The sequence below is a fragment of the Paenibacillus suaedae genome (genome assembly GCF_032337355.1).
GTDB lineage: Bacteria > Bacillota > Bacilli > Paenibacillales > Paenibacillaceae > Paenibacillus_B > Paenibacillus_B suaedae.
In genome coordinates, this window is sequence record NZ_JAVYAA010000002.1 from 807,519 (window position 1) to 832,753 (window position 25,235).

22 protein-coding genes are annotated in these 25,235 nt (G+C 48.9%); 5 read left to right on the forward strand and 17 right to left on the reverse strand.

The window, feature by feature from the left end:
* Positions 1–150: 150 nt before the first annotated feature.
* Together dapF and RQP50_RS11480 are read right to left on the reverse strand one after the other, a co-directional pair.
* On the reverse strand, positions 151–981 hold the full coding sequence (dapF, locus tag RQP50_RS11475; RefSeq protein WP_315745585.1) for a diaminopimelate epimerase: 831 nt from the start codon (positions 979–981) through the stop codon (positions 151–153).
* A gap of 163 nt (positions 982–1,144) precedes the next feature.
* Positions 1,145–3,979, reverse strand: a complete 2,835-nt coding sequence (locus RQP50_RS11480) for a cation-translocating P-type ATPase (RefSeq protein ID WP_315745586.1) — start codon at positions 3,977–3,979, stop codon at positions 1,145–1,147.
* Between the two features lie 330 nt (positions 3,980–4,309).
* Here RQP50_RS11480 and RQP50_RS11485 point away from each other — a divergent pair, with 330 nt between their 5' ends.
* Positions 4,310–6,127, forward strand: coding sequence for an Rqc2 family fibronectin-binding protein (locus tag RQP50_RS11485; protein ID WP_315745587.1), 1,818 nt, complete (start codon positions 4,310–4,312; stop codon positions 6,125–6,127).
* 137 nt (positions 6,128–6,264) lie between these two features.
* Here the strand turns inward: RQP50_RS11485 and RQP50_RS11490 are convergent, their stop codons facing one another.
* From RQP50_RS11490 to RQP50_RS11530, 9 genes are all read right to left on the reverse strand, one after another.
* Positions 6,265–7,212, reverse strand: a complete 948-nt coding sequence (locus tag RQP50_RS11490) for a PHP domain-containing protein (protein ID WP_394358386.1) — start codon at positions 7,210–7,212, stop codon at positions 6,265–6,267.
* Positions 7,209–8,123, reverse strand: coding sequence for a selenium metabolism-associated LysR family transcriptional regulator (locus RQP50_RS11495; RefSeq protein ID WP_315745588.1), 915 nt, complete (start codon positions 8,121–8,123; stop codon positions 7,209–7,211). The genes RQP50_RS11490 and RQP50_RS11495 overlap by 4 nt, the downstream gene beginning before the upstream one ends.
* Before the next feature lie 186 nt (positions 8,124–8,309).
* Positions 8,310–8,747 (reverse strand): hypothetical protein, encoded by a 438-nt coding sequence (locus RQP50_RS11500; protein ID WP_021256666.1) that lies wholly within the window; start codon positions 8,745–8,747, stop codon positions 8,310–8,312.
* Between the two features lie 207 nt (positions 8,748–8,954).
* Complete coding sequence (locus RQP50_RS11505) at positions 8,955–9,218, reverse strand: YlbG family protein (RefSeq protein WP_021256667.1); 264 nt, start codon at positions 9,216–9,218, stop codon at positions 8,955–8,957.
* Between the two features lie 30 nt (positions 9,219–9,248).
* Positions 9,249–9,668, reverse strand: a complete 420-nt coding sequence (locus RQP50_RS11510) for a YlbF family regulator (RefSeq protein ID WP_021262570.1) — start codon at positions 9,666–9,668, stop codon at positions 9,249–9,251.
* A gap of 91 nt (positions 9,669–9,759) precedes the next feature.
* On the reverse strand, positions 9,760–11,739 hold the full coding sequence (locus RQP50_RS11515) for a helicase-associated domain-containing protein (RefSeq protein WP_315745589.1): 1,980 nt from the start codon (positions 11,737–11,739) through the stop codon (positions 9,760–9,762).
* Positions 11,699–13,405, reverse strand: a complete 1,707-nt coding sequence (locus RQP50_RS11520; protein WP_072728830.1) for a DNA repair helicase XPB — start codon at positions 13,403–13,405, stop codon at positions 11,699–11,701. The genes RQP50_RS11515 and RQP50_RS11520 overlap by 41 nt, the downstream gene beginning before the upstream one ends.
* Positions 13,406–13,542: 137 nt before the next feature.
* Positions 13,543–13,968: a CBS domain-containing protein gene (locus RQP50_RS11525; RefSeq protein ID WP_021256671.1), complete on the reverse strand. Its 426-nt coding sequence runs from the start codon at positions 13,966–13,968 to the stop codon at positions 13,543–13,545.
* Between the two features lie 217 nt (positions 13,969–14,185).
* Positions 14,186–15,376, reverse strand: coding sequence for a M20 metallopeptidase family protein (locus RQP50_RS11530; protein ID WP_072728831.1), 1,191 nt, complete (start codon positions 15,374–15,376; stop codon positions 14,186–14,188).
* Between the two features lie 212 nt (positions 15,377–15,588).
* On the opposite strand from RQP50_RS11530, the gene RQP50_RS11535 reads away from it, so the two are divergent.
* Together RQP50_RS11535 and ftsW are read left to right on the forward strand one after the other, a co-directional pair.
* The gene (locus RQP50_RS11535; protein ID WP_021256673.1) at positions 15,589–15,930 is read left to right on the forward strand and encodes a YugN family protein; all 342 of its coding nucleotides are present in this window, start codon (positions 15,589–15,591) and stop codon (positions 15,928–15,930) included.
* Between the two features lie 34 nt (positions 15,931–15,964).
* Complete coding sequence (gene ftsW, locus RQP50_RS11540; protein WP_072728832.1) at positions 15,965–17,206, forward strand: putative lipid II flippase FtsW; 1,242 nt, start codon at positions 15,965–15,967, stop codon at positions 17,204–17,206.
* A 36-nt stretch (positions 17,207–17,242) separates the two neighbouring features.
* On the opposite strand, the gene RQP50_RS11545 is transcribed toward ftsW, so the two are convergent.
* Positions 17,243–17,632 (reverse strand): Asp23/Gls24 family envelope stress response protein, encoded by a 390-nt coding sequence (locus RQP50_RS11545; protein WP_021256675.1) that lies wholly within the window; start codon positions 17,630–17,632, stop codon positions 17,243–17,245.
* Between the two features lie 198 nt (positions 17,633–17,830).
* Here RQP50_RS11545 and cax point away from each other — a divergent pair, with 198 nt between their 5' ends.
* Entirely contained in the window at positions 17,831–18,895 is a 1,065-nt protein-coding gene (cax, locus tag RQP50_RS11550; RefSeq protein ID WP_315745590.1) for a calcium/proton exchanger, read from the forward strand.
* 143 nt (positions 18,896–19,038) lie between these two features.
* On the opposite strand, the gene RQP50_RS11555 is transcribed toward cax, so the two are convergent.
* The 5 genes from RQP50_RS11555 to RQP50_RS11575 form a co-directional block, all read right to left on the reverse strand.
* Positions 19,039–19,329: a YlaN family protein gene (locus RQP50_RS11555; protein ID WP_065290268.1), complete on the reverse strand. Its 291-nt coding sequence runs from the start codon at positions 19,327–19,329 to the stop codon at positions 19,039–19,041.
* A gap of 300 nt (positions 19,330–19,629) precedes the next feature.
* A complete protein-coding gene (locus RQP50_RS11560) occupies positions 19,630–19,872 on the reverse strand; it encodes an HPr family phosphocarrier protein (RefSeq protein ID WP_021256678.1) in 243 nt (80 codons plus the stop codon).
* A 111-nt stretch (positions 19,873–19,983) separates the two neighbouring features.
* On the reverse strand, positions 19,984–21,099 hold the full coding sequence (locus RQP50_RS11565) for an aminopeptidase (RefSeq protein WP_315745591.1): 1,116 nt from the start codon (positions 21,097–21,099) through the stop codon (positions 19,984–19,986).
* Between the two features lie 100 nt (positions 21,100–21,199).
* Positions 21,200–22,024: a hypothetical protein gene (locus tag RQP50_RS11570; protein WP_021256680.1), complete on the reverse strand. Its 825-nt coding sequence runs from the start codon at positions 22,022–22,024 to the stop codon at positions 21,200–21,202.
* 110 nt (positions 22,025–22,134) lie between these two features.
* On the reverse strand, positions 22,135–24,099 hold the full coding sequence (locus tag RQP50_RS11575) for a GGDEF domain-containing protein (protein WP_315745592.1): 1,965 nt from the start codon (positions 24,097–24,099) through the stop codon (positions 22,135–22,137).
* A 371-nt stretch (positions 24,100–24,470) separates the two neighbouring features.
* Between RQP50_RS11575 and rpsD the strand changes: the two genes are divergently transcribed.
* On the forward strand, positions 24,471–25,070 hold the full coding sequence (rpsD, locus tag RQP50_RS11580) for a 30S ribosomal protein S4 (protein WP_021256682.1): 600 nt from the start codon (positions 24,471–24,473) through the stop codon (positions 25,068–25,070).
* Positions 25,071–25,235 lie beyond the last annotated feature (165 nt).

The following is a 25,235-nucleotide window of genomic DNA, read 5'->3' on the forward strand; positions in this document are numbered from 1 at the left end:
ATCGCCCATTTTGTTCGTCTTTTTTTGAAAAACTCATAGAATTTCCACCAAAATACTGTGTTATACGTACATCACAGCATAAAAAAGAGGCCAGCTGCATCGACTACAGGTGACCCCTCATGTTCTTATCTCATCCAGTTTATAAGTTTCTTACTCCCATACACCATCAAATACAAATGTTGCAGGTCCTGTCATGTAGACATGATTATCCGCAACATTCCATTCAATAAATAAGTCTCCTCCTGCAAGCGATACGGTTGCCGCTCTGTCCGTCAACCCATTAAGCACACTCGATACGAGCGTCGCGCAAGCGCCTGTTCCACATGCTAGGGTAGCCCCTGCTCCCCGCTCCCATACTCGCATCGTGACATGATCGCGTGTATGAATAGAGACAAACTCTACATTGATGTTCCGCGGAAAATAAGAGTGACTCTCCAACAGCGGCCCCCATCCATGGATATCGAACGTTGCTGCATCATCCACATAGATGACACAGTGTGGATTACCCATAGATACTGCAGTAAACGTAAAAGCGTGGCCGCCTGCTTCAATTGGCTGGTCAATGACAGCAGGCTTATCAAATACCGTCGGTACCTGCAGCCCTTCAAGCACTGGCTCTCCCATATCTACACGCACGGCATGGACGCATCCGTCCTCACGAATGATCTGAACATGCTGCACACCAGCCTGAGTCTCGATCGTAAGCTCATCTCGCTTCACATATCCATGCTCCACGACATAGGTCGAGACACATCGAATCGCATTACCGCACTGTTCAGCTTCTGACCCATCCGAATTAATAATTCGCATTCTCACATCAGCAGATTCAGAAGGCAATATATATACAAGACCGTCAGCACCAATACCGAAATGGCGATTACAGACTGCAACCGCCAACTCAGATACGTTAGCTGGAAGCTCCTGCTCTCCATGAACAATAACGAAGTCATTGCCGAGTCCATGCATCTTTGTAAATTCCATCGCAATCAACCTTTCATACGGCAAACTCAGTTTGCATTATTGACCACATTTTAGTCATTCATAACAACTCAAAGTTTACCGAATCAAGGCTTATTAATCTATAAACCTAGTGGAGTAATATTTGCACTTTTTGCATAAATACATTCTTCAACATTTACCAACTTCAAGCCGCTCTTCGATTGGAGGTATAGGCGGGATTCGCCCCACTTGGCCGTCCCGACTTCTTGCCGGTCAGGACTGATCCGATCCCCATCAAGAAGGTTGGAATGCCAGCCATAACAAATGTAATCGCCCAATCTCTGAAGTTGAGCGGAACCGTCTTGAATATTGGCTGCAACGACTCGATATAGAGCACACCAAGCAGAAGCACAACCGAGGAGGCAACTGCCAGCACCAAGTAGCGGTTCTGGAAGAAATTCCGATGGAAAATCGAACGAGAGCTTCGGCAATCAAACACATGGATAAGCTGGGCTAGTACGAGTGTCGCAAATGCAACGGATTGAGCCTTCGTAAGCTGTGCAGCACTGTCTGGATCCGTACTCCATGTAAGCCAAAATGCGATTAACGTACATACCCCAATCAAGATGCCTCGGCTAATAATTTTCCAACCCAATCTCCGTGAGAAGATACTTTCCTTTGCAGACCTCGGCCGATGCTCCATTAAATCCTTCTCAGGCTGATCGACGCCGAGCGCCATTGCAGGCAGCCCGTCAGTCACCAGATTCACCCATAAAATTTGTATCGGTACAAGCGGCAAGGGAAGTCCTAGTATCATGGCAAGGAACATGACTAATATTTCCCCTACGTTCGAAGCTAGTAAGTATCGTATAAATTTGCGAATATTCTCGTAAATGCCGCGTCCTTCCTCAATAGCCGCTACGATCGTTGCAAAATTATCATCGCTCAGGATGAGCGATGAGGCTTCTTTGGTTACATCGGTACCTGTTTTCCCCATCGCAATGCCGATATCTGCAGCCTTAATGGCAGGAGCATCATTAACACCGTCCCCTGTCATCGCCACAACATGACCCTTGCGCTGTAATGCCTTAACGATTCTTAGCTTATGCTCTGGCGAAACCCTCGCATATACATAGGCATTGTCCACGACCTTATCCAGTGCATCATCATCCATCATAGCAAGCTGCACTCCGCTCATCGTTAATCCGCCGCGCGGGATGATGCCGAGCTGATTGGCGATCGCTTCTGCAGTCAATTGATGATCACCCGTAATCATTACCGTCTTAATTCCAGCACGTCTGCAGATAGCAATGGCTTCTCTTGCCTCGCGGCGCGGCGGATCAATCATACCCGCTAATCCTGCGAACACGAGCTGGGATTCCACTGCAGATTCATTCTCCGCATCTTCACTGGGTTTCATTTCACGATAGGCAAGCCCCAGTACACGGAGCGCCTGCTTCGCCATAGCTTCGTTCGCTGCTAATGCCTTCTGCTTCAATGTCGCCGTGAATGGAACGACCTTGCCATCCCACAGTGCATAGCTGCACCGTTCCAGCAGCACATCAGGCGCACCCTTCACCAAAGCGAGACGACCACCCTGATGCTTCACAATGACAGACATCCGCTTGCGATCCGAGTCAAAGGAAATTTCTCCAACGCGTTCATACACGGCGGACAATGACTGCGGCGTCATCCCTAACTTCGCAGCCAGTACAACCAGTGCTCCTTCTGTTGGATCACCCTTAATGTCCCAGATCGGCCTCAGCTCTTCCTTTTCTTTGCCCGCAGCTTGCTTACCGTTCTTCCCTTTTTTACGTTCAGACGGAGCGGCTTGTTGTTCGGTCGGATAAGATTCGATAAGGGTAGCATTATTGCACAATGCACTGATCTGCAGCACTCGGCGCAGAGACTGATCGTGCTTCAAATCCAACTGCTTGCCTAGTTCTGTAATTTGTCCAGTCGGCTCAAATCCTTCCCCGCTAACTTCAAGTGAACGACCACCTGTCCATATGCGGGTTACCGTCATCTTATTCTGCGTAAGTGTTCCTGTTTTGTCCGAGCATATGACAGAGGCGCACCCTAACGTCTCCACTGACGGCAACTTGCGAACGATAGCCTTGCGCTTAATCATGCGCTGAACCCCTAGGGCCAGCGCAATCGTAACGATCGCTGGCAATCCTTCGGGAATTGCAGCAACGGCCAAGCTGACACCCGCCAAAAACATCGTCATCGCGGGTTGTCCATGCATAATACCAGCAGCCACAACCACTACCGTCACCAGAAGTGCGACGATAATTAGAATTTTGCCTAGTTGCTCAAGCCGATGCTGCAGCGGAGTATCCATCGATTCGGTGTTTTCGATTAGATCGGCGATTTTCCCCATCTCGGTGTCCATACCTGTTCGGATAACAACGCCTTTGCCGGAGCCGCGGGTAACCATCGTGCCCATGAATCCGATATTTTTCATATCTCCTAATGGGATATCTTCCTTATCTATCGGCTTGGCATGCTTGCCAACAGGTACCGACTCTCCGGTCAAGGCAGATTCCTCAGCATACAAGCTGTTCGTCTCAAACCAACGGATGTCGGCAGGCACACGATCTCCGCTCTCCAGAAGCACGATGTCCCCGGGTACAAGCTCACTCGCGGGCACACTGCGCACTTGCTTGTTGCGAAGCACATTGGCCGTAGGCGCAGACATCTGCTTTAATGCATGAAGCGATCGTTCCGCTCGAAACTCTTGAATGAATCCGAGTACAGCATTCAGTGAAATAATCGCAATAATCGTTATGGCATCAAGATACTCTCCGAGTATCCCAGATACGAGCGTAGCACCGGCAAGAACCAGTACCATGAAATCTTTAAATTGGTTTAAAAACAAGGTGATCGGCGAGATGCGCGCTCCTTCAGACAGCTCATTATGCCCGAAACGCGTTTGGCGAGACGCCGCTTCTTCATCAGAGAGCCCTTCTTCCCTGTGGACTCCCAGCGCTTGAAGCAATTGCTCCGAAGATGCCTGGTGCCACTTCATTTGATCCATGGTTCGTACCCCTTTCCATTCCCGTTATTGTTCCGTATGATAGCCTTGCAAAAGTGTCCAAGCAGACAGCCTCTACGCTATAGGTATTCGGACGAGTCCAAAAATATCCCAACGATCCAAGAGACACTTAAGTTTTCATTAAAAATATGGCATGATAGGAGATACAGCATATTGACGTCCGTCATATGCGCTTTTGTTCACAAATGAAGGATGATCAGTTCCCGCTACTAGAACGAAGCACGGTATATGTAGAGCATATGCTCAGATATACCGCTTGCTGCGGCAGGCTTGCCGAGGAATTGAATTTCGATAGACAGGAGTTAGTTCATAATGTCATTAGATGGAATTGTAACCCGTGCCCTCGTCGATGAACTGCAACAGACGGTAGGCGCTCGCATTCTTAAATTATATCAACCTACCGAACACGACTTGATTCTGCATATCCGAACGGGAGGCAAAAATCGCAAACTGCTGCTCTCCGCCAACCCAACGTATCCGCGCATTCATTTTACAGAGCATTTGTACATGAACCCGCCGGAACCGCCAATGTTCTGCATGCTCATGCGCAAACATTGCGAGGGCGGCGTTATTGAGAAGATCGAGCAGATTGGCCGGGAACGTATTGTACATATTACCGTTCGTTCGCGGGATGAGCTTGGAGATGAATCACTGAAGAAGATCATCATTGAGCTTACAGGCAGACACAGTAACATTATCATTGTTGAACCGTCATCATTCACCATTATTGACGGCATTCATCATGTCACTCCTGCCATCAGCAGCTTCCGCATCGTCATGCCTGGATTCACATATACTGCACCGCCTGAACAGCACAAACTGGATCCGCTGAGCGTGGAACCCGCTACCTTCCTATCCATGTTTGTGGAGCAGGCGGAAGAGTCAGCGGAACAACCGGAACAACGCATCGACTCCAAATTTTTGTCCAAATGGCTTGTCCAGCACTTCTCGGGTGTAAGCCCACGATTGGCCGATGAGATCGTATGGCGTACAGGATTGTACGCTGTACCAACCGCCACGGAATCCACCGAGGAGACGCGTACACCGGAAACATTAGCCCAGCACCTGAGCGAAGCCTTTCTCCAAGCAATGGACGATGTCGCTAATCAGCGGTACAAGCCTACCCTGCTTGCAGATGAACGCGGCAAAACGTATTTTTCAGCGCTGAATATAACCCACATTCACGGGGAAGCTCGATACTTCGATGCAATGAGTGACTGTATGGAGCACTTTTATGGGGACAAGGCCGAGCGCGACATGATTAAGCAGCGTGTTGGCGATTTGTTCCGCTTCCTGCAACAGGAGCATACGAAGAATGCGAAGAAACTCGACAAATTAGAGGAAACGCTTAATGAAGCACAGGATGCGGATCGATTACGCATTATGGGTGAGCTGTTATTTGCATCCCTGCATATGATTACGAAGGGTGATAGAGATATCACACTCATCAATTATTACGATGAGAACGGTGCGTCCATGACGATACCGCTTGATCCGCTGCTCACTCCTTCAGACAATGCACAGCGTTATTTCAAAAAATATAATAAAGCTAAAAACAGCATCGCCGTCGTCCAAGAACAAATGTCTGCTGCCAAAGAGGAAAATCGCTATTTTGAAACGCTTATGCAGCAGTTGGAGGATGCAACGGTGCAAGATGCGCAGGAAATTCGAGAGGAGCTTGTTGGCCAAGGCTACTTACGTGACCGGGGCCGCAAGGACAAGCGGAAGAAGAAGGATGGACGTCCAACCATCTATTGCTACACGTCATCGGAAGACATTCCAATCTACGTAGGCAAAAATAATTTGCAAAATGAATATGTAACCAATCGCCTCGGCAAGCCAAACGATACTTGGCTGCACACCAAGGATATCCCTGGATCACATGTTGTCATACGCAGCGAACAGTTCGGAGATGCGACATTAGAGGAAGCAGCCCAGCTTGCCGCTTATTTCAGTCAGGCGAAGCATTCCAGCCAGGTGCCTGTTGACTATACACTTATCCGCCATGTGCGGAAGCCTAACGGAGCCAAACCTGGGTTCGTCATCTACGAACGTCAGAAAACGTTATTCATTACCCCTGATGCAAAACGCATTGAGGGCATGAGCCTGACCGTGAAGCAGGGCGGCTAACCGCAGTCTTGCACAGTATGCTCCAACCCGCTCACATACGAAGAAGACCTGCTAATCAGCAGGTCTTCTTCTCTATTCGTTCATGTTGATCCTGTTAAGGAGTATCCCGAATTGGCTAGGTCTTATTTTATTTTCATTTAGCTTCTTCGCTCCGCTTGATATTGCTCTGCCCGCTCTTGTAGCTGCTGAACCATTTGCTCATGAACCCTACGTCCGCCCAAAGCCCCATGGAATACATCCCCCTTGCGCGCACCGTGGAAGTCAGAGCCTGCCGTTTGCAGCAAGTCTCTTGCACTTGCCATCTCGCCATAACGCTTCGCGTCCTCTTCCGAATGATCCGAATGCCATACCTCTATGCCATCCCATGGCGCCGTATCCAGCAACTGAATAACCAGATCATCACGATGGTAGATGCCCGGATGTGCCATAACTGCAGCACCGCCCGCTTCATGAATCCACCGCACTGCCTCTTGTGGCCGTATGCGCGGCGGGTTCACATAAGCCTTGCCGCCAGCACCCAAATACTCATCGAAAGCCTCCTTCATATTACGAACAACGCCTCGGCGAACCAAGGCATCCGCGATATGGGGGCGTCCTACCGTCTCGCCTGGAGACAGCGGCCGCCCAAGCTCGGACACCACTTCCTCCATCGTCAGTGGAATTCCCAGCTCCGTCAGCTTCGCTACAAGCATTTCATTGCGCCGATCCCGCACAGCTCTCAAATCAGCCAACCGCTCCAGCAATCCCGCATCCTCAATATCTAAGAAATAACCAAGCACATGAATATCAATTCCTTCTTCCACCGTACTTATCTCAACCCCCGGTACGATGTGAATGCCATACTGTGCGCCGGCCTCAATCGCTTCAGGCACACCAAGCACCGTGTCATGATCGGTAATCGCTAGAGCCTTCAGACCCGCTAAATGAGCGAGCCGCACATTATAGGCAGGCGATGTCATCCCATCGGAAGCTATCGTATGGGTATGCAGATCCGCCCCGCCTGGCTCGGCACTAGAACCGCCCATTCCGTGTCTTGCAAACAACATCGTCTCATCCACTTGAATGTCATCCTCATGCTTATTCATCGTAATAGCTCCTTATCATGTCGATTGCGCAGCATCGTCAGCAGTGCCGTCGCAGGCAGCGACAGCAGATCCGCTTGGGCATGAACCGCATAAAATTGTCGCTTCATGTTCACCTGCTGAATACGAATAGTCTTCAGCAGCCCGAGCGCTTCTTCATGCCGTACAACATACGGCGACAGCATCGTTACGCCAATTCCTGCCTCTACAGCAGATTTCACCGCTCCCGTGCTTCCTAGCTCCATCACAACATGGAGCTTCTCTGGGTCAACTCCCTGCTGGCGAAGCGCTTCCTCCATCACAATGCGCGTACCCGAGCCCATTTCCCGCAGCACAAATGGATAAGACAGCACATCCTCAAGCTTCACTTCACTGACCGCTGCCAGCGAGTGATCCCGCGGCACAACCAGCAGCAGCTCATCCTCCATAATCGGCTCGACATGGATGTCATTATCCGCTACCGGAGCTTCCACGAGCCCGAGATGCAGCTGTTGACTGCGAATCCCCTCTACAATTTGCGAGCTGTTCATCACGCGCATATGGATGTCCAAATGCGGGTGCAGCTTGGCAAAATGACCGAGGATCGGCGGCAACATATATTCACCAATGGTCAAACTCGCTGCAAGCACAAGCTTGCCATGCAAGTCGAGTGTATAATTTGACATCATTTCCTCTGTTTCACGAACAAGCTCCATACAACGCTGTGCATAAGGGAACAGCTTATGGCCCGCCTCAGACAATTGCAGCTTCTTCGTAGAACGGTGCAGCAGCTTCGTTCCGAAATACTCTTCCAATGCCTGAATCTGCATCGTTACCGCCGGCTGAGTCATATGCAGCGCTTGCGCAGCAGCCGAGAAGCTTCCTCTTGTTGCGACGTTATAGAAAATATGCAGCTGATGAAAGTTCAACCCCATACGCCTTTCCCCTCTTTCCTAACTCTTCTGCTCTATTATAGCGTAAATCCGTAAGATGCAATAAAACTTCTCCTCCCACTGATATCATTGCGACACCAACTCAGCTCGATGCTGTTGCCAAATCAAAAAAACCAATCAGATAATCTGATTGGCCTATTATATATGCGATGCAACTCGGAGAAGCATTCATCTATGTTTGCGGCTATTCTTCACCAACGTCATGCGCCGCGAATGCCGCAGCCATGAATAATATGTCTTCAAATCACGCAGTTCCATCGTCTCCGACATCTTGCCGAGAAAGGTAACGATAATCATCTTAGACAATGGATCACCTGCCAAATCGAACTCCGTGTCCGATTCCACGAACTCTGCTACCACAACCAAATCATCATCGATTAAGAACACATCCTGCTCATTACGGTAGTAAGAGATGATCCGATTCTGCTTCAAGCTGTCCCATATAAACGCTGCTATAGACTCAATATCCGCCTCTTCCTTCGCGATACGATCATTCCAGCGAGCCCGTGCATGATTCGTAATGACAACATTGGCTACTTTCTTATCGCCTAACAACACATAGAAAGGTTCATAGGTGCTCCATCGATTCATTACCTTGTCTCTCATTGGCTTCACCACTCTCCACCATGTTAGGTCTTTATATCTATGTACATATACCCAATATATTACATGATGCGCCAACTGTTCACAAGTTCAAGACAGAACTTTTTCCTTCATTTTAGGAAATCTTTAACATAAAATCAGAAATTACAAAAAAATAGCAGCCCCCTCCAAATAGAATGGAGAGTTCTGCTATTCTGCCCTAATCTGATTTTACATACCGTAAAAACGAGTTTTGTCTGGAACATCCTTACTGTATTCCGTTTTAATCTCATTTCGATACGAGCGCTCAATCTTCTTCACGTAATTCAAGCGTTTCACATTTTTCACCGTCTCTTCTGCCTTCTCCGCATTTACATAAAGAACAGCATACTGCATCTTCTTCGATACATAGTGAAGCGTTCCGTATTTATCCAAGTTGCGCGCTGCTTTCACATCGTTTACCCAAATGATATACCCCGTCCGTTCAGGAATCATAACTCTCCTCGCTTTCCCCTAGCCGAGCTGCTATGAACAACTGCTGCAGCCGCCGCTGCAACCGCCGCTCCCACATCCACCTTTCGGTTGTGGATCATTGCTCGGTACCTTGATCGTCTCAGATACTGCAAGAGCAATTGTTTCTGACAAGTTGTGCAGCAGCTTATCGACTGCTTCCTCAGCTTGCTTGAATTGAAATACTTCTTCTATAGACTCCAGCTCATGCTGTACAGCGAGCACTTCATCCTTCGCCTTATGATAATCGGGATGGAAATGACCAAATCGCTCCGCTTCTTCAAAACGTTCCTTCTTACGGGCAAATTCGCGTACGAGCTGCTTAACCTGCTCATTGCCTTCCATGCGTTCTTTCCACATCACATAATCGGCAACCTCTATCGACTGGTTGATCATGTCGCCTAATTCATATGCATTGGTGAGCAGAACGGCCATATCGGCAACATCTTGCTTTTCTTCTATTGGCACGTTATCACGCTCAATTCTCTTGAAAGTATTGCGATTGAGGGCATACAGCAGTCCAACCCTACAGAAGCCCCTCCGGTACGATCAAGCGAACCTTGTCCCACTTCTCAGGAGACAGGTTGACAGGCTTGTCGCTCGACAGGCACGGCAATACGTAAGCTGTTACCGCCCAGCTCTTGTCATCGGACACCTTCGAGGTTAGCGGAACAATCACGTGCGATCGCCCCTCTTCCTCGACTTCAAGCTGTGTCTGATGCCGAATGGCGGCCATCACCATATCACGCTTCGTTGAAGTATGATAGGGCCGCAATGCCTTCGTCCATTGGCTGGAAATGTCGTCGTAGCTATTCTCATCAACATCCTGCGCCATCGAACCGGTATCCATTTCATAATACTGCAATGAGGATGGACTGTAAACTGGACCTTCATGATCTGCTTCCAGTTCTTCTTGTTCGCGTACCTCATCCTGCCACAGGCATGGCATGCGCATCCGCTCTTCTCCACCCCAGCGCTGCAAGGGCGGCAGCTCGAAGCGAGTCAGCTGATTGGATACTTCATCAACATGTTCCCGATCGACAATATAATCGAGGGCACCTACGGGAATAAGCCATCTTTTGAGCGGCTCAGAGCTGTCCATTGCGCACTGTACAGCCTGGGCTGTATCCGCATCTGTACAACGAAGCAGAATGACTTCTGCGAACTGAACTCTTCCGTATTGACGACCCCACATTTCGATTGCATCGCGTACATGCCCCGGTACTCCCGTCAGCGAGCAGTTCTCTAGAAACGACAGAACCGACTGAACGGAGCGGCCATGCTCCAATCCGTTCTCGAACGAATCACGAGTCAAGCGATACGTGTCCATCTGATCGGACTTCCACAGTTCGGCAAAGACCTCCAATTCGAAGCGAATGAGAAATGAGGTGTGAGGCGGCACCATAATCTCAAAATCGGGCTGGACGAATAGAACGCGTTGATGTACACCTTCTTCCTGTTGTATGCTGCGGAACATCCAGCATCCATCCGACGTACCAACATCGCACAACCCTATGGAGTGGGCCGTTCTCAGCCAGTCCCGAATTTGCCCCCGCACCGCCTCATATGTATGTTCAGTTTCTTCGAGCCACCCAAGATGCCGACAAGCGTTCACAACACTCTCTTCTGAGCTCCACTTGCGCAAACTTCCATAGTAAAGTGCGGAATAAGCAATATGTCTTGCCAACGCCTCATTAGGCAAATAGTGCTCAATCACAACTTCGGCTATAGCTCGAAGTGCTTCGTGCGAAGGCAAGCTGAGCCACCACTTCAACTGTTCAATCTGCACTGTATAGCTAGTTGCGTCTTTACGCAGCAGCCCTAGCCGGAGAGCCATATCCAGCACGATAGCTACATGCACGGGCAACGACTCTGCAAACGGAATTTTGATGTTCCAAGATGCAAGTGCTTGTCCATCCAAACGAAGCAAGGAATCAAGCCGCGTGATTGCCCTCTTATGCAGGTTCCCTTTAGCCGTAAGCGGAAGGCCTTCATTCATGGCGTATACGAGCATTTGGAACAAATCAGTCAGCATCCCCTTGGAAGCTTCTACCGAGATTACACCGCCTCCAGGGAGAGGATGAAGGGAATACAGGAACGCATCTTCCATTTCCGCTCCTTCCGGTACGTAATCATTCTTCGAGAACGCATCGTTTAGACGCATTGCAAGCAAATGCTCGTAAATGTCCTTCGGAATGAACAAAAGCCGCTCTCCCCATGATGTTCGGACACTTGCCAACAGACCTGACTTCAACAACGATCCGCAAGCAGCGCGCAGCATCGCTCCTGTTGCCTGAGGACCATGCCATTTACGCAGAGAATCCAATGCGAAAGGGAGAGTAGCGGTTCGATCGAGCATGACATCGTACGAGACTCTATGCTCCTCAGACAGTGCTGCATATGCCTCGGCAATCCGAGCAGGATTGTCATTGAATGTTCTCCACTGCTGGCTGGGTGGATGCTCCTTATCCTGTTCCGTCCGCTTCCATAGTTGATACGTATTCATGGCTGCCCTCCTGTTGCTCAATTGCATATTGGTACCCCTGTTCCACGAGGAACCGCTGTCGCTTCAAGGCGTAATCCCGCTCCTTCGTATCTTCACTCACAACTGAATAGAAGCTTGCTTGTCTCCCATCCGCCTTCGGACGAAGCAGTCTTCCTAACCGCTGGGCCTCCTCCTGCCTTGATCCGAAGCTGCCAGACACTTGTATCGCTACCGTAGCATCCGGCAAATCCACAGCAAAGTTAGCAACCTTGGAGACAATCAACACTTGTATCGCTCCTTGCTTGAACTGTGCATACAACTGCTCCCGCTCCTCTTGCGGCGTCTTCCCAGTCAATACAGGGGCATTCAGTGACTGCGATAACCGATCCAACTGCTGCAAATATTGCCCGATAACCAGAGTTGGAACACCGGGATGGCGCTGAAGGAGGCGCTTTACAGCCTCTATCTTCAATTCATTCTCTCCCGCGATTCTTGCCTTGTCTCGCTCGCCGGCTTGAAGGTAGTACCGTCTGCCAGCCTCTGATAAGGGTACACGAACCTCTACACAATCCACCTCGGCAATCCAACCATCCTGCTCCAGCTCCTTCCAAGGGAGCTCATACCGCTTCGGACCAATCAAGGAAAATACATCCCGTTCGCATCCATCCTCACGGACGAGTGTGGCCGTCAAACCAAGCCGTCTGGTTGCCTGTAAATCTGCCGTTGTGCGAAATACAGGAGCCGGAAGCAAATGCACTTCGTCATAAACGATAAGCCCCCAATCCCGCTCATGAAATAAGTGCATATGCTGGCACTCCCCATCCTTGTCTTGACGGTAAGTCATCATTTGGTAGGTAGATATCGTTACCGGCCGTACCTGCTTCGTTCTGCCCGTATATTCGCCAATCTGTTCATCTAACAGGGTCGTTCGCGCCAGTATTTCCCGCTTCCACTGCTTCACTGAAGTTGTATTCGATGTGAGAATCAAAGTCTCGCTTTGCAGCTCAGTCATAGCCGTAATCCCAACGATTGTCTTGCCCGCTCCGCATGGCAGCACAATGACGCCATCTCCCGCAGCACGTTCTTCACTGCCGATAAAAGCCCGTACGGCTTCCCGCTGATAATCCCGTACTCGGAAGCCTCCTTCATCTCGAAACCTGAAATCTAGCGGCTCCCCATCTCTGAATCCAACCCGATCCACAACCGGATATCCTGCATTAGCAAGCGCCCGCTTCAAGCGTCCACGATGCTTCGCTAATATAGCCACACAGCCATCCTGCGGCTTCCCTGTGAACAATCTGCCGACCTCTCGGTCTGACAACATGCGCTCTAACACTTTCGCATCCTTAGCATGCAAGGTAATGCTGGATTCTTTTTCTTCCCCATGCAGGACGAATAAGCCATACCGCCCCATCCACATCGCGATCTCTTGCTTGGCCTTAACAGGAACAGGGTAGGTTGCATGAGCATCCAGCACCGAGCAGACCATCTCCGCAGTCTTGCCGCTTGCCGCAGCATTCCATAGCGTAATTGGAGTCATTCGAAAGGTATGCAGCCCGTGCGGATTCTTCACCAACTCGGCAAATCCTAACAGAGCTCGGCGTACAACTGAATAGCCATCGGACTGCGCATTAACCAGTATCGTCATGTCCTGCTGAACTGCGAGCGTAAACATCTCTTTCGTCATTTGCCGCACCTCCCTTCGCTTGTTACTACTTTTATCTATATAAGAATCCCCGAACTGTCCTTAACACAAAATGCAAAAAAGTCCATCCCTCCTCATAACAGAAGACGAGATGAACTGATACATGTTACATGTCTTGCCTAATGTGTGTAAGGCGATTCAGAAATCTCGCTGAGCGCCTGGCCTGCTTCATCCGCAAATGGCGTCCGTTTCGCTAAGTCGCCGATGGACACGACCCCTACGAGCTTGCCGTTCTTCACGACAGGAAGACGTCTAACTTGCTCTTCAGCCATCAATGCAGCTGCGTCGTCAATCGTCGTATCCGGTGATATGCTAACGATCTCTTCTGTCATAATATGCGAAATCCGCGTAGAACCAGGGTGCTTGGCTGCAATGCCGCGAAGCACCAAATCACGATCCGTTACAGCCCCAACGAGTCGTTCTCCGTCAACTATCGGAATAAATCCCGTATCGTATTGCTTCATCTTGACGGCTGCCTCGTAGATGTTATCCAATACTGTACATGATGCACAGTTTGTCGTCATTACCTCTTGTACCGTTGACATCAGCATCCTCCTATTCAGGCATAGGTTGCCCTAAATGGAGGAGATTATCCAAGGTTATCAACCATTCTCCCAGCATAGTGCGCTCAAATGCTCAGCCACGTATGTAATTGCCGAACACGTATGTAATGATGAATAAGAGGTTAGCTGGCTCAAATTTATTCTCATCCAATGGAGTCTGTTACGTATTCTATACTACTATATCACAGGCAGCCAATGGCTACTTCTTCTCGGCCAATGCATCCATAGCTAATCCGATCAACATCTGACCAGCGGGCAACATGGCAGACTCGTCGAAGTCGAACTTCGGATGATGGTGTGGATAACGAGCGTAGTCCTCGTTTCCAGCACCGACAAGTACGAAGCAGCCTTGAATCTGCTTCACGTAATAGGCAAAATCTTCGGCTGGCATCATCATCTCTGCTTCCCGAACGCAATCCTGCCCCACCACTTCTGCTGCAATGCGGAAGACACGCTCAGCTTCGCTGTTGTCATTCACGAGTGCCGGATAGCCAACTCGAAATTCTAAGTCATATTCAGCTTCGTGCATTGCACAAGTAAGATCTACGATACGCTCGAAGCGCTGACGAAGCAGCTGGCGGACATCCGGATCAAACGAGCGTAATGTCCCCTTCAATTCTGCACGTTCTGCAATCACATTTTGGGTCGTACCCGCCTGTATGGAGCCAATGGATAGTACCGCAGGCTGAAGCGGCGATACGTTGCGGCTAACGATGGATTGCAGCTGCTGCACAAGCGAGGCTCCGATTAATACAGCATCTGTACACAGATGCGGCATTCCTCCATGCCCGCCCTTCCCTGCAATCGTCAAGCGGAAGTCATCCACAGCCGCCATCATCGGCCCTTGACGCGTAGCTATGATGCCTGTAGGGATCGGTGTCCACAGATGAACGCCGTATATCCGATCTACACCTTCCAGCGCGCCATCACGGATCATAGCCTGAGCGCCGCCAGGGCTTACCTCTTCCGCAGGCTGGAACAGCAATCGTATTTCTCCTGACCAATGGCTTCGATGCTCTGACAACACCTTAGCTACCGACAGCAGCGTAGCCGTATGTCCATCATGACCACATGCATGCATCACGCCGGCAACCTGTGAACGGTATTCACACTGCTTCTCATCTTGAATCGGAAGCGCATCTATATCTGCACGCAGGGCAACGACCGCACCATCACCATTGCGAATGCGGCCTACCACTCCGTTGCCACCAATGCCGGTTTCAACCTCAATTCCGAAGGAGCGCAGCTGTTCCGCTACAAATGCGGATGTCTTCGATTCCTCATAGGACAGTTCCGGATTCTGATGCAAGTAACGTCGCCATGCAATCATCTGGTCAAACTGCGCTGACAAAGCTTCCTTCCATAAGGACGATGCCTGAGACACACTCATCCTTCTCTCCCCCCTACGTTTCCATTTTCATAATTGTACCATAACATGCATTCTTTCGTAGACATCTTTGCATGATTCTGCCTGAAATATGGAGCCATATCCGCTCCTGCTAGAGGTGTCTTGCGCAAGCGTAGGAAACATACTATCATGGTAGAGAGTAAAGATGGTTGTACTTACAAGGTAGACGAGAACTCGAAGGAGGAAAGTGGTACATGATAATCGAAAATTCTGGCCTGATCGGGCTTGAATCCGACCTTGCTTATCTTGATGAAGCAATGGAGAAGCTCGGTTTCTTTCGCGGCCAATGGGAGTATTACCGTGCTACATACGACTTGAAACTGGAAGCAGGCAGCGAAGACTATTATTTGCGTATTAACACACGGGTGAAGGAAGGCAAGCTGGAGAAGCCAGATGCGATTCTGGCAATCGAAGCGGTCTACATGGGACGTGCGTCTTTCCCGCACGGATTGGATTACGAAACACCCATTCCGCAAGCACAGCTCAACACTGCTACCCAACGCCTGCATCAATTGAAGGAAGCGCTTAGCGCGTAGTGGTTCTCATTTGAGTAGAACAACATATAAACCCATGAAACGAGATACCCCGTCTCCACCAGCCAAAGGCACGCCGGATTTCACCTTGCTCGTGCTTACGTTATTGCTAGTAGGATTCGGTGTCGTCATGGTATATAGTGCGAGTTCTAGTCTGGCTGCCGTTTCTGCTTTATACAACCATGATGCACTTTACTTCGGCAAGCGTCAGCTCATGTGGGCTGGACTTGGATTCATCGCAATGCTCATTGCAATGAATATCCCGTACAGGATGTATAAAAAGTTATTTATCCCTTTATTTATTGTTACGATTATAATGCTAATGCTCGTTCCTTATATAGGACAAGAACGAAACGGGGCGCGAAGCTGGTTCGGCATCGGAAGTACCATTGGGGTACAGCCGGCAGAGCTGGCTAAGATATCAATTGTTCTGTACCTGGCCGCCTTAATTACCAAGAAGGGCGAGAAATTTCGAGATTTCAAAAAAGGGCTCTTCCCTGTCATGATTATCGTCGGCTTCGTTGTCGGCCTGATCATGCTGCAGCCCGACTTTGGGTCTGCCATGATTCTAGCCTTCTGCGCCGGTGTAATCGTCATTGCAGGCGGAGCCAACCTGAAGCACATCATGAATTGCCTGTTGGTAGGACTGACAGGTGTGATTGTCGTTCTAGGATTGCATTTTTTGTTATCGCCCGGGAAGCTGACGGACGGATATCAATTCGCCCGCATCCAGTCCTGGCTCGACCCTTTTCACGATTCGCAGAATACCAGTTATAATCTCCTGCAATCGTTGAAGGCGATCGCTCATGGCGGATGGACTGGCGCTGGGTTCGGTCAGAGCATCCAGAAGCTGCTCTATCTGCCCTACCCGTATAATGACTTCATCTTCGCTATCATCGCCGAGGAATGGGGCTTTATCGGAACAAGCATATTCCTGATCGTTTATTTGATGTTCATCTGGCGCGGCATCATGATCGCTCTCCGGTGTCCAGATACGTACGGGACACTTGTTAGTGTCGGCATCGTTGGGATTATCGCCGTTCAAGCCTTCATTAACATCGGAGGCGTAACGAGAACGATCCCGATAACCGGTGTCACGCTTCCACTCATCAGTTATGGCGGTTCCTCGCTGCTCATTACGATGGCGAGTATCGGCATATTGCTCAGTGTGTCACGCGAGGCGAATCGGATGAATCATGATAAGAAGCCAATTGGGAGCTTGCCGAATTCCCGCGAGCGAACAACCAAAAAAGACTACCGGCCTCTTAGGTCCGTGTAGTCTTTTTTTTCGTGGTGTGCATGCAAGCATAAGTGCCTATTTACTGATTCGCTGGATCTCTTCCAGTTCCTCATCTTTAAATGCGACGCCCTCAACCTTAACATTAATTTCAACGACGCCTAGTCCGGTCATATTCTGAACCGCTTCGCGGACGTTTAATTGCAACTGGCGGCACACTTCCTGAATTGGCATGCCATACATGACAATCACTCGTAGATCTATAGCGGCTTCCACTTGGCCTACCTCTACAGATACACCCTTTTGTACATTCTTGCCGCTCAATCGCTTCGCCCAGCCTTCGGACAGTCCGCCTGACATAGCAGCAATACCTGGAGTTTCAAGCGCAGCAAGACCAGCGATTGTGGCGACGACATCGTCGGATATCCGAATGTTACCTTCCTGCGTGTTCAATTGTTCCTCAGCCATCGTCATCCTCCTTTCTGTCTCCCTTATATTGTAGTCGATTTTTGAACATGAAAGCAAACAGTGTTATTCAACTCGAATCAGATTCAATTCGCACCGACGATATGGATCAATTGGCATAGTTTACAAACGAAAATCAGTTCGCTATATTAAATATCAGATGTTTTGCCCCATACCTTATGAACGTTAGGAGTGATCGGTTTGCGCAACCGATTGTTTTTTGCGCTTTTGTGCACCACATTCGTCCTTAGCGGGGTAGGTCATTACCTTCACTGGAATATGACATTGCAATTCGTCATCTCCGCAGTCGCGATTATTTTCGTCGCCGGCTTTCTTGGACGGGCCACAGAGAGTGTATCCCACTACGCAGGCCAGCGGCTCGGTGGCTTCCTTAATGCAACCTTCGGCAATGCAGCTGAGCTCATCATCGCAATCTTCCTTGTTCGGGAAGGATTGTTCGACATGGTCAAGGCCAGCTTGACTGGTGCGATTATCGGCAACTTACTGCTTGTATTGGGGCTTAGCTTATTTGTAGGGGGCTTAAAATACAAGGTGCAGCGGTTCAACATCGAGCTTGCAGGCATGAACGGTTCTCTGATGCTGCTTGCTGTGATTGCCTTATTCGTGCCTGCCGCATTTTTCACCACTCATTCGATTAGTGCAGAAGGCACGAAGACGCTCAGTCTCATTGTTGCCGGCGTATTGATCGCTGCTTACTTGCTCTGGCTCGTGTTCTCTATGATTACCCATAAGGACCTGCTCACCGATGAATCAGCGGTTGGCGAGGAACAGGCAGAAGAAGAGCCAGCTTGGTCAAAATCAAAGTCTATCGCATTCCTGCTCCTAGCTACGGTTATGGTCGCATTCGTGAGTGAATGGCTGGTTGGCACCCTTGATTCGTTCACCGCACAATTCGGCTTATCCGAACTGTTCGTGGGCGCATTCGTTATTGCAATCGTCGGTAACGCCGCAGAGCATAGCGCAGCAGTCATGATGGCGATGAAGAATAAAATCGGCGCAGCTGTCGAGATTGCAATCGGCAGCAGCTTGCAAATTGCTCTGTTCGTAGCACCAGTACTCGTATTTGTCAGTGCTCTCTTCGGGCAAACGATGGACATCGTATTTACAACCATTGAAATGGTGGCCATTGCGGTCTCTGTCTTTATTGCGAAGTCGATTTCTCAGGATGGACGTACAAATTGGTACGAAGGACTGCTGCTGCTCGCTGTGTATATTATTCTTGGCGTATCTTTTTACCTCGTATAGGCGTTCTGATTCATGATTCGTGTATGGAAACAGCTTGCCGTTGTCCCCTTCCTTCCATTTGCCAACAAAACACAAAAAGCTTGGGACTTGTCCCAAGCTTTCTTTGTATTCAGTCGTTAACGCACTGAGCAATTTCATTCATCTTATTTCTCTTCTTTGTTCAATGCTTCATACAGTACAGCAAGATTCCGCTCTAATCTGCTGACCAGCATACGTCCGACAGTCTCTTCTACCAATCCCGCTCTAACTGCAAAATCCACCTGTCTAGAAAAACCATACATTTGCGTATCTAGCACTTCCTCATAGAGAGGGCAGTAACGCGTCGCCAAGTTCTCCATTTGAACTTGAATGAGTTTCTCTATTTGATGCGCATCATCTTCAAGCAGAGCGAGCGCTTTATCATTGATCTGTTGTACCACATCCGACGAAGACATGCCTGATTTCCCCCCTATGACCCGAAGTCACGTTTGTTCTATTTCTAATATTAGACGATCATGACCTGTAACACAAGATGCACCGCGAACTTCTGTGTGACAATGCGCACTTTTCCACCTGCAATTCCCTGTACCAAAGTGAAGCGACGCCTTGCATGGTCAGCATAATTGCCATCTCATAGAGAAAAACTTGAGAGAGCAAAAAAATAACAGCGTATTTCAATATTAAGCAGAAAGTGCTTGTCCAAAAGAAAGAAGAGCCGAGACAATACGTCCCGACCCCCCAATTCTCGATCCGAATTATTCGGCTACAACAGTTACATTCAGACCATGCTTCTCGAATACTTCAGACATAGCTACTTTCGCTTCGTCTACATCCGGTCCATGAACATGCAGTTCATACGCTTGATTGCCAACGAGTGTCGTGAACAAACCAAGAATACTTTTTACGTCAATGTATTTGTTGTCGGCTTGTAACACAATCGAAGATCTGAATTTGTTCGCTGTTTGCGAGATTTCCACAATTGCCGTGTTATTAGACATTGAAATCCCTCCGTCTCAGTAAATCACATCTAATTTATACGCTTCCATCATACCGTGAATAAGAGGCTGGGCGCAAGGTGAAATCCATCAGATGAAGCAGGCAAATATAGACTACTTCAAATGTTCAGGGTTCAAGCATTCCAGCTCTGGAATAACAAAGCGGCCGTCTTTGCGAACAAGCACATCGTCAAAGTACATTTCGCCGCCGCCGTACTCTGGACGCTGGATCAGAACCAGGTCCCAGTGGATGGATGAGCGATTGCCGTTATCAGCAGTATCGTAGGCTTGCCCCGGTGTGAAATGAATGCTGCCTGCAATCTTCTCATCGAACAGAATGTCCTTCATCGGGTGTAAAATATACGGATTGACGCCAATTGCAAATTCACCGATGTGGCGAGCACCTTCATCCGAATCCAAGATTTCGTTCAAGCGATCCGTATCATTGCTTGTTGCCTCCACAATTTTACCGTTCTCAAAACGGAATTTCACGTTCTCGAATGTGAACCCGTTATAGATGGACGGTGTGTTGTAGGACAAAGTGCCATTCACCGAATCACGCATTGGAGCCGTGTACACTTCTCCGTCTGGAATGTTCCGTTGTCCGGAGCATTTGACAGAACCAATGTTCTTGATGGAGAAGCTGAGATCTGTTCCTGGCCCGACCAAGCGCACCTTGTCTGTACGATCCATCAAGTTTTTCAAGGAATCCATCGCAGCATCCATCTTGGAGTAGTCCAAGTTGCAAACATTGAAGTAGAAGTCCTCAAATGCTTCTGTCGACGTGTTCGCCAGCTGAGCCATGGAGGCATTCGGATAGCGAAGCACGACCCATTTCGTACGTTTAACGCGTTCTTCCATATGTACTGGATGGGAATAGATCGATTCGTACAACGCCATCTTATCTTTTGGCACATCGGCCAATTCGTTCGCATTCTCACCAGCACGGATTCCAATGTATCCCTGCATATTCTGCATCCGAAGCAGATCATACTCTTTCCATGTCTCCATCTGCTCTTTCGTTGCATTCAAGAGAAGCGAACGCAGTACAGAACGATCCGTCAGCTGTACAAATGGACGACCGCCGCGCTTAGCAATCTCATCCACTATACACTTAACCAATTCACGCTCAGATCCAATCATCTCTACAAGGATATTTTCCCCTGGCTGTACATCAACTGAGTATCCAACCAAGTTTTTCGCAAGCTGTTCTATTCTTGGGTCTTTCATCCTATGGTTCCTCCTCGATCGGTTAACATGAACTTACGATTATCATTGTATCACGATGATCATGCAGAGTCAGCGTGTTCCTGCACGGTACAGCAGACTTCTACTCATAAATAAATTGAGACTGCATGTGAACCAATTCCTCTCTCGGTTCCCCTTGCTCCTTATAGGATGACGTTATCCAACCTTCGACATAGGCAGGGAGTGAATCTCGCTTATTCACCCACACGACATACTTCGCCTGCACCGCTGCATCCTCCAGTCTTGCATGGAGCTCCTTGCGGCCTTGGGCAGCAAGAACTGCTAACTCCTTCTGAAGCTTCTGCTCATCAGCCTGCGACATGCTGCCCTTCATTTGTTGCAGCTGCACGTTCGGTGTAATCAGCCGTTCGTAATCTTCAACCAATTGTTTGGTATACAGACGCTTTGCCTGATCTGCACCGATTACGATTTGCAATGGAATCAGGTCTGCCCGCTGCTTCGCATCGATGCTCATTACACGCATTTGGTTGGGCAACCCAGCATGCGTCTGAACAACTGGATCAGAATCCGTCAGCAGCTTCACCCGCTTCGCCCCATCGATTCGAAGCTCTTCCAATTGTCGCAGAGGATTCCATCTGCTCTCGGTCGTTGTCTGCTCCGCTTGAGGACTGATTCGCATATGGGTACCCTTATGCTGTTGAATTTCTCCCTCGTATCGCAGCTGCTTGGCTAGCAGTTTATCTTTGCCTGTTCGGATTTCGGCCATGCCCTGAAAGCGGAACTGATCCTTGCCTACCATTCCATTGAGCGCTCTATCGAGCAATACATCAGGAGGAGTATGGTCTGCAATCGAACATCCATGAGCAATAAGGGCAACAATCAGCAAAGTTGCCATCCATATGACACGGCGCCGCTTCTCCCGTAATGTTGATCGTGCTATGGTCATTAAGTCACCTCCACTGTAAATGAACAAAAAAAAGAGGTCGGAATTTGCATTCCTGCCTCTTTTAGCGTGTCACGTCTGTTTTGGAATTATGCGGCGCATCAAAATGATGCTTACTGCTCCTTCTTGCTCATTTGAATCTGATTGCGGCCGCCATGCTTCGCTTCATATAAGGCGACATCCGCACGGTAGAACAGGGATTCAACACTGATCTTCTCATCCTGCCAGTTCCAGTCCGCGATGCCGCATGAGACTGTTACCCGCGGGTCTGTCTCGTTCGCAACCCGGGCTCGTATGCGTTCAGCCACCCGTAGTGTTTGGGGCAGGGTCAACTGCGGCAAATAAATTGCAAGCTCTTCACCGCCCCAACGAGCTGCAATATCAGTCTCCCGAATTGAAGTACGAATAATCCGGCTGACTTGGTTCAAGATTTTATCGCCAATTTGATGGCCATACGAGTCGTTAATCTGTTTAAAGTAATCGATATCCGCTACAATCAATGAACCGCAAAAGTCGTTTTTTTGCAACCGATCAATCTGCTTATCCAAATAATGCCGAGCATAGAGACCAGTCAGCTGATCTTTGTTGGCAAGATGCTTTACCCTAGCATGCAAGGTGGCATTGGCAATCGCAAGGCCGATATGAGTGGCAAGCATTTGCAACAGTTTCAAATTCTCATACGTAAAGAACTGCGGCCGCTTGTCTGCCAGCACGACAATTCCAACCAGCTCACCTCCGCCAAATAACGGTGCAGCAATCACAGAGCGCAGTCCAAGCTTTTCAAAGAAGTGCATGGATGTAGGGCTCTGTTCCTTGCTGTCTGAGACAATAATTGGCTCGCGCAATGAGATCATGTAGCCGAACAATCCTTCATCCGCTGGCATATGAGCACCATCAAATTCTTCGAGGTTGCAGGATACAACCTCAAAGCGGTTCTTCTCAGCATTGAGCTGCAGCAGTACACAGAACTCAGCCCCGAATACTCGGAGCAATTCGTGCGTCGCATCCCGGAATACGTCCCGCAACCTCAAGCTCTGATTAATTCGTTTCGTCAAGTCATTAATGAAGCGAAGCTCTTGAATGACCTCATTGGCCTGTTCATGAAGGCGCGCATTTTCAAATGCCGTACCTGCTGTCTCGACCACGAGTTGAATGAGCTGTACGTCAGAAGGATCTGGTTCCTCGTATGGGAAGCAGACTTTCAGTACGCCGTACGAGCCCTGCTTGCCGCAAAGCGCAAAAGCAACTTCGGTGTGACCCTCTTGCGTCCGGCCGTAGCACAGCTCTCCCTTCATAAATGCCTGCATGACAATCGGATCGCCCCAAGACTTGAACACGAGTGTCTTCACCTTCGGGTTCACACTATGGTGATCCTGTGATAGATACACTTCAATGCTCGATTCCGGCACAAGCCGCTCTACACTTTCCATTATTTGCGTCAGCACCGCATCAACATCAATTCGATCATGCATGTGACGCACCACATTATATAGAACATCTCTGCGTTTGTATTCTCGTTCAACAATGCGCTGAGTGTACATAAGTTCCTTAATAAATGTATATTCGAATGCAAGGTAGAACTGCGAGCGAAGCGCGTGTGTCCACGCCTCCAGCGCTGTCATGGCTCCACTCGACATAGCTGCCGACAGCTTGTAAGCAACGGCTGCGAATACATTTTGCCCCTCGCGTGTCTGCAGCGGGCAGATAACCAACTGTCCATTGTCTATAGCTGCTGTTGTCTTGGTTCGTTCTTGCAAGCATTCATTCAACGCTATACTTATCCTGCTATCCGCATGCAGTGACTCATCCCCTGCCAACCATCCTCCAGCATAATCGTAAATCGCACTGCTTCCAATTATAGAAATGGCTTCATACGGCATATCCTTCAGCCATGCGCGATATGCGGATTGCAATTGCGAGCCAATATAAGGGAAATCATGCGTCGTCACGTCACGCTGAAGCAGCCATCCTTCTAATGCCAATTCTTCGTCGACAGGAGCAGGATCTTGGCAATCCTCTGTCTCTGTCTTTATGGGTTCAAATTCAGTTGTGTATTGTGGAAGTTGACGTTCCGTCATCCTCTTCTCCTTCATTTTCGAAAGGTTGTTCAATTTCTATCATACATGATTTTGCAATTAAAATGTACTATATCCCGAAAACCAATTCTATTTTTTTGGTCCATTTGAACCATGCCAAAAGATCTAACTAGAAATCAAATTCTAACTCAATTTGATTATATAGCTTGACAGGAGCGTACTCTATCTTATAATATTATGTGATGTATATGGGCGAAACTGTTGTGTCACCCTCACGATAATCATCACCGACTAGGCAGCGGCTGAAAACCTGAGTCGGAGCTGACCGAATTATCGGAAAGCATAGGATGATTTCGACGCAATGACACCCCACAATCTAACGATAATTTTGATTGAGAAGGAGTCAATATAACATGGCACGTTACACAGGTCCTAAATTTAAATTGAGCCGTCGTCTTGGAATTTCCTTGAGCGGTACTGGTAAAGAATTGAAGCGCGCGTATCCTCCAGGACAACATGGTCCAGGACAACGCAAAAAATTGAGCGGCTACGGTGTTCAATTGCAAGAAAAACAAAAATTGCGCCACATGTACGGTTTGGGCGAGAAGCAATTCCGCACACTGTTCAACCGCGCATCCAAATTGCCAGGTATCGCTGGTGAGAACTTCATGTTCTTGCTCGAAAGCCGCTTGGACAACTTGGTATACCGTCTTGGCTTTTCCAACTCCCGTGCAGGTGCTCGCCAATTGGTAGCTCACGGTCACGTGACTGTAAACGGCAAGAAAGTAGACATCGCGTCTTACCTCGTATCTCCTGGTGATGTAATCGGCTTGCGCGAAAGAAGCCGTAACTTGAAAGTGATCAAGGAAGCTCTTGAAGGCCGTCATCACTTGGCAGGATACATGGAGTTCAACGAAGCTGCTATGGAAGGTAAATTCGTACGTTTGCCTGAGCGCGGCGAGTTGTCCCAAGACATCGATGAAAAGCAAATCGTCGAGTTCTACAGCCGATAAGATTCGCTCTATCGCATAGAAGCGACACCACAATCGCCTTCCCTAGCGGGAGGCGATTTTTTTATTTTTCCTGCTATATTATCATCAGGAAATGCGATAACGGACGCTCTTTTTCCTCTCACTTTTATGGTATAATGGAAAGCGCTGCAATTACTAAGGAGGAAA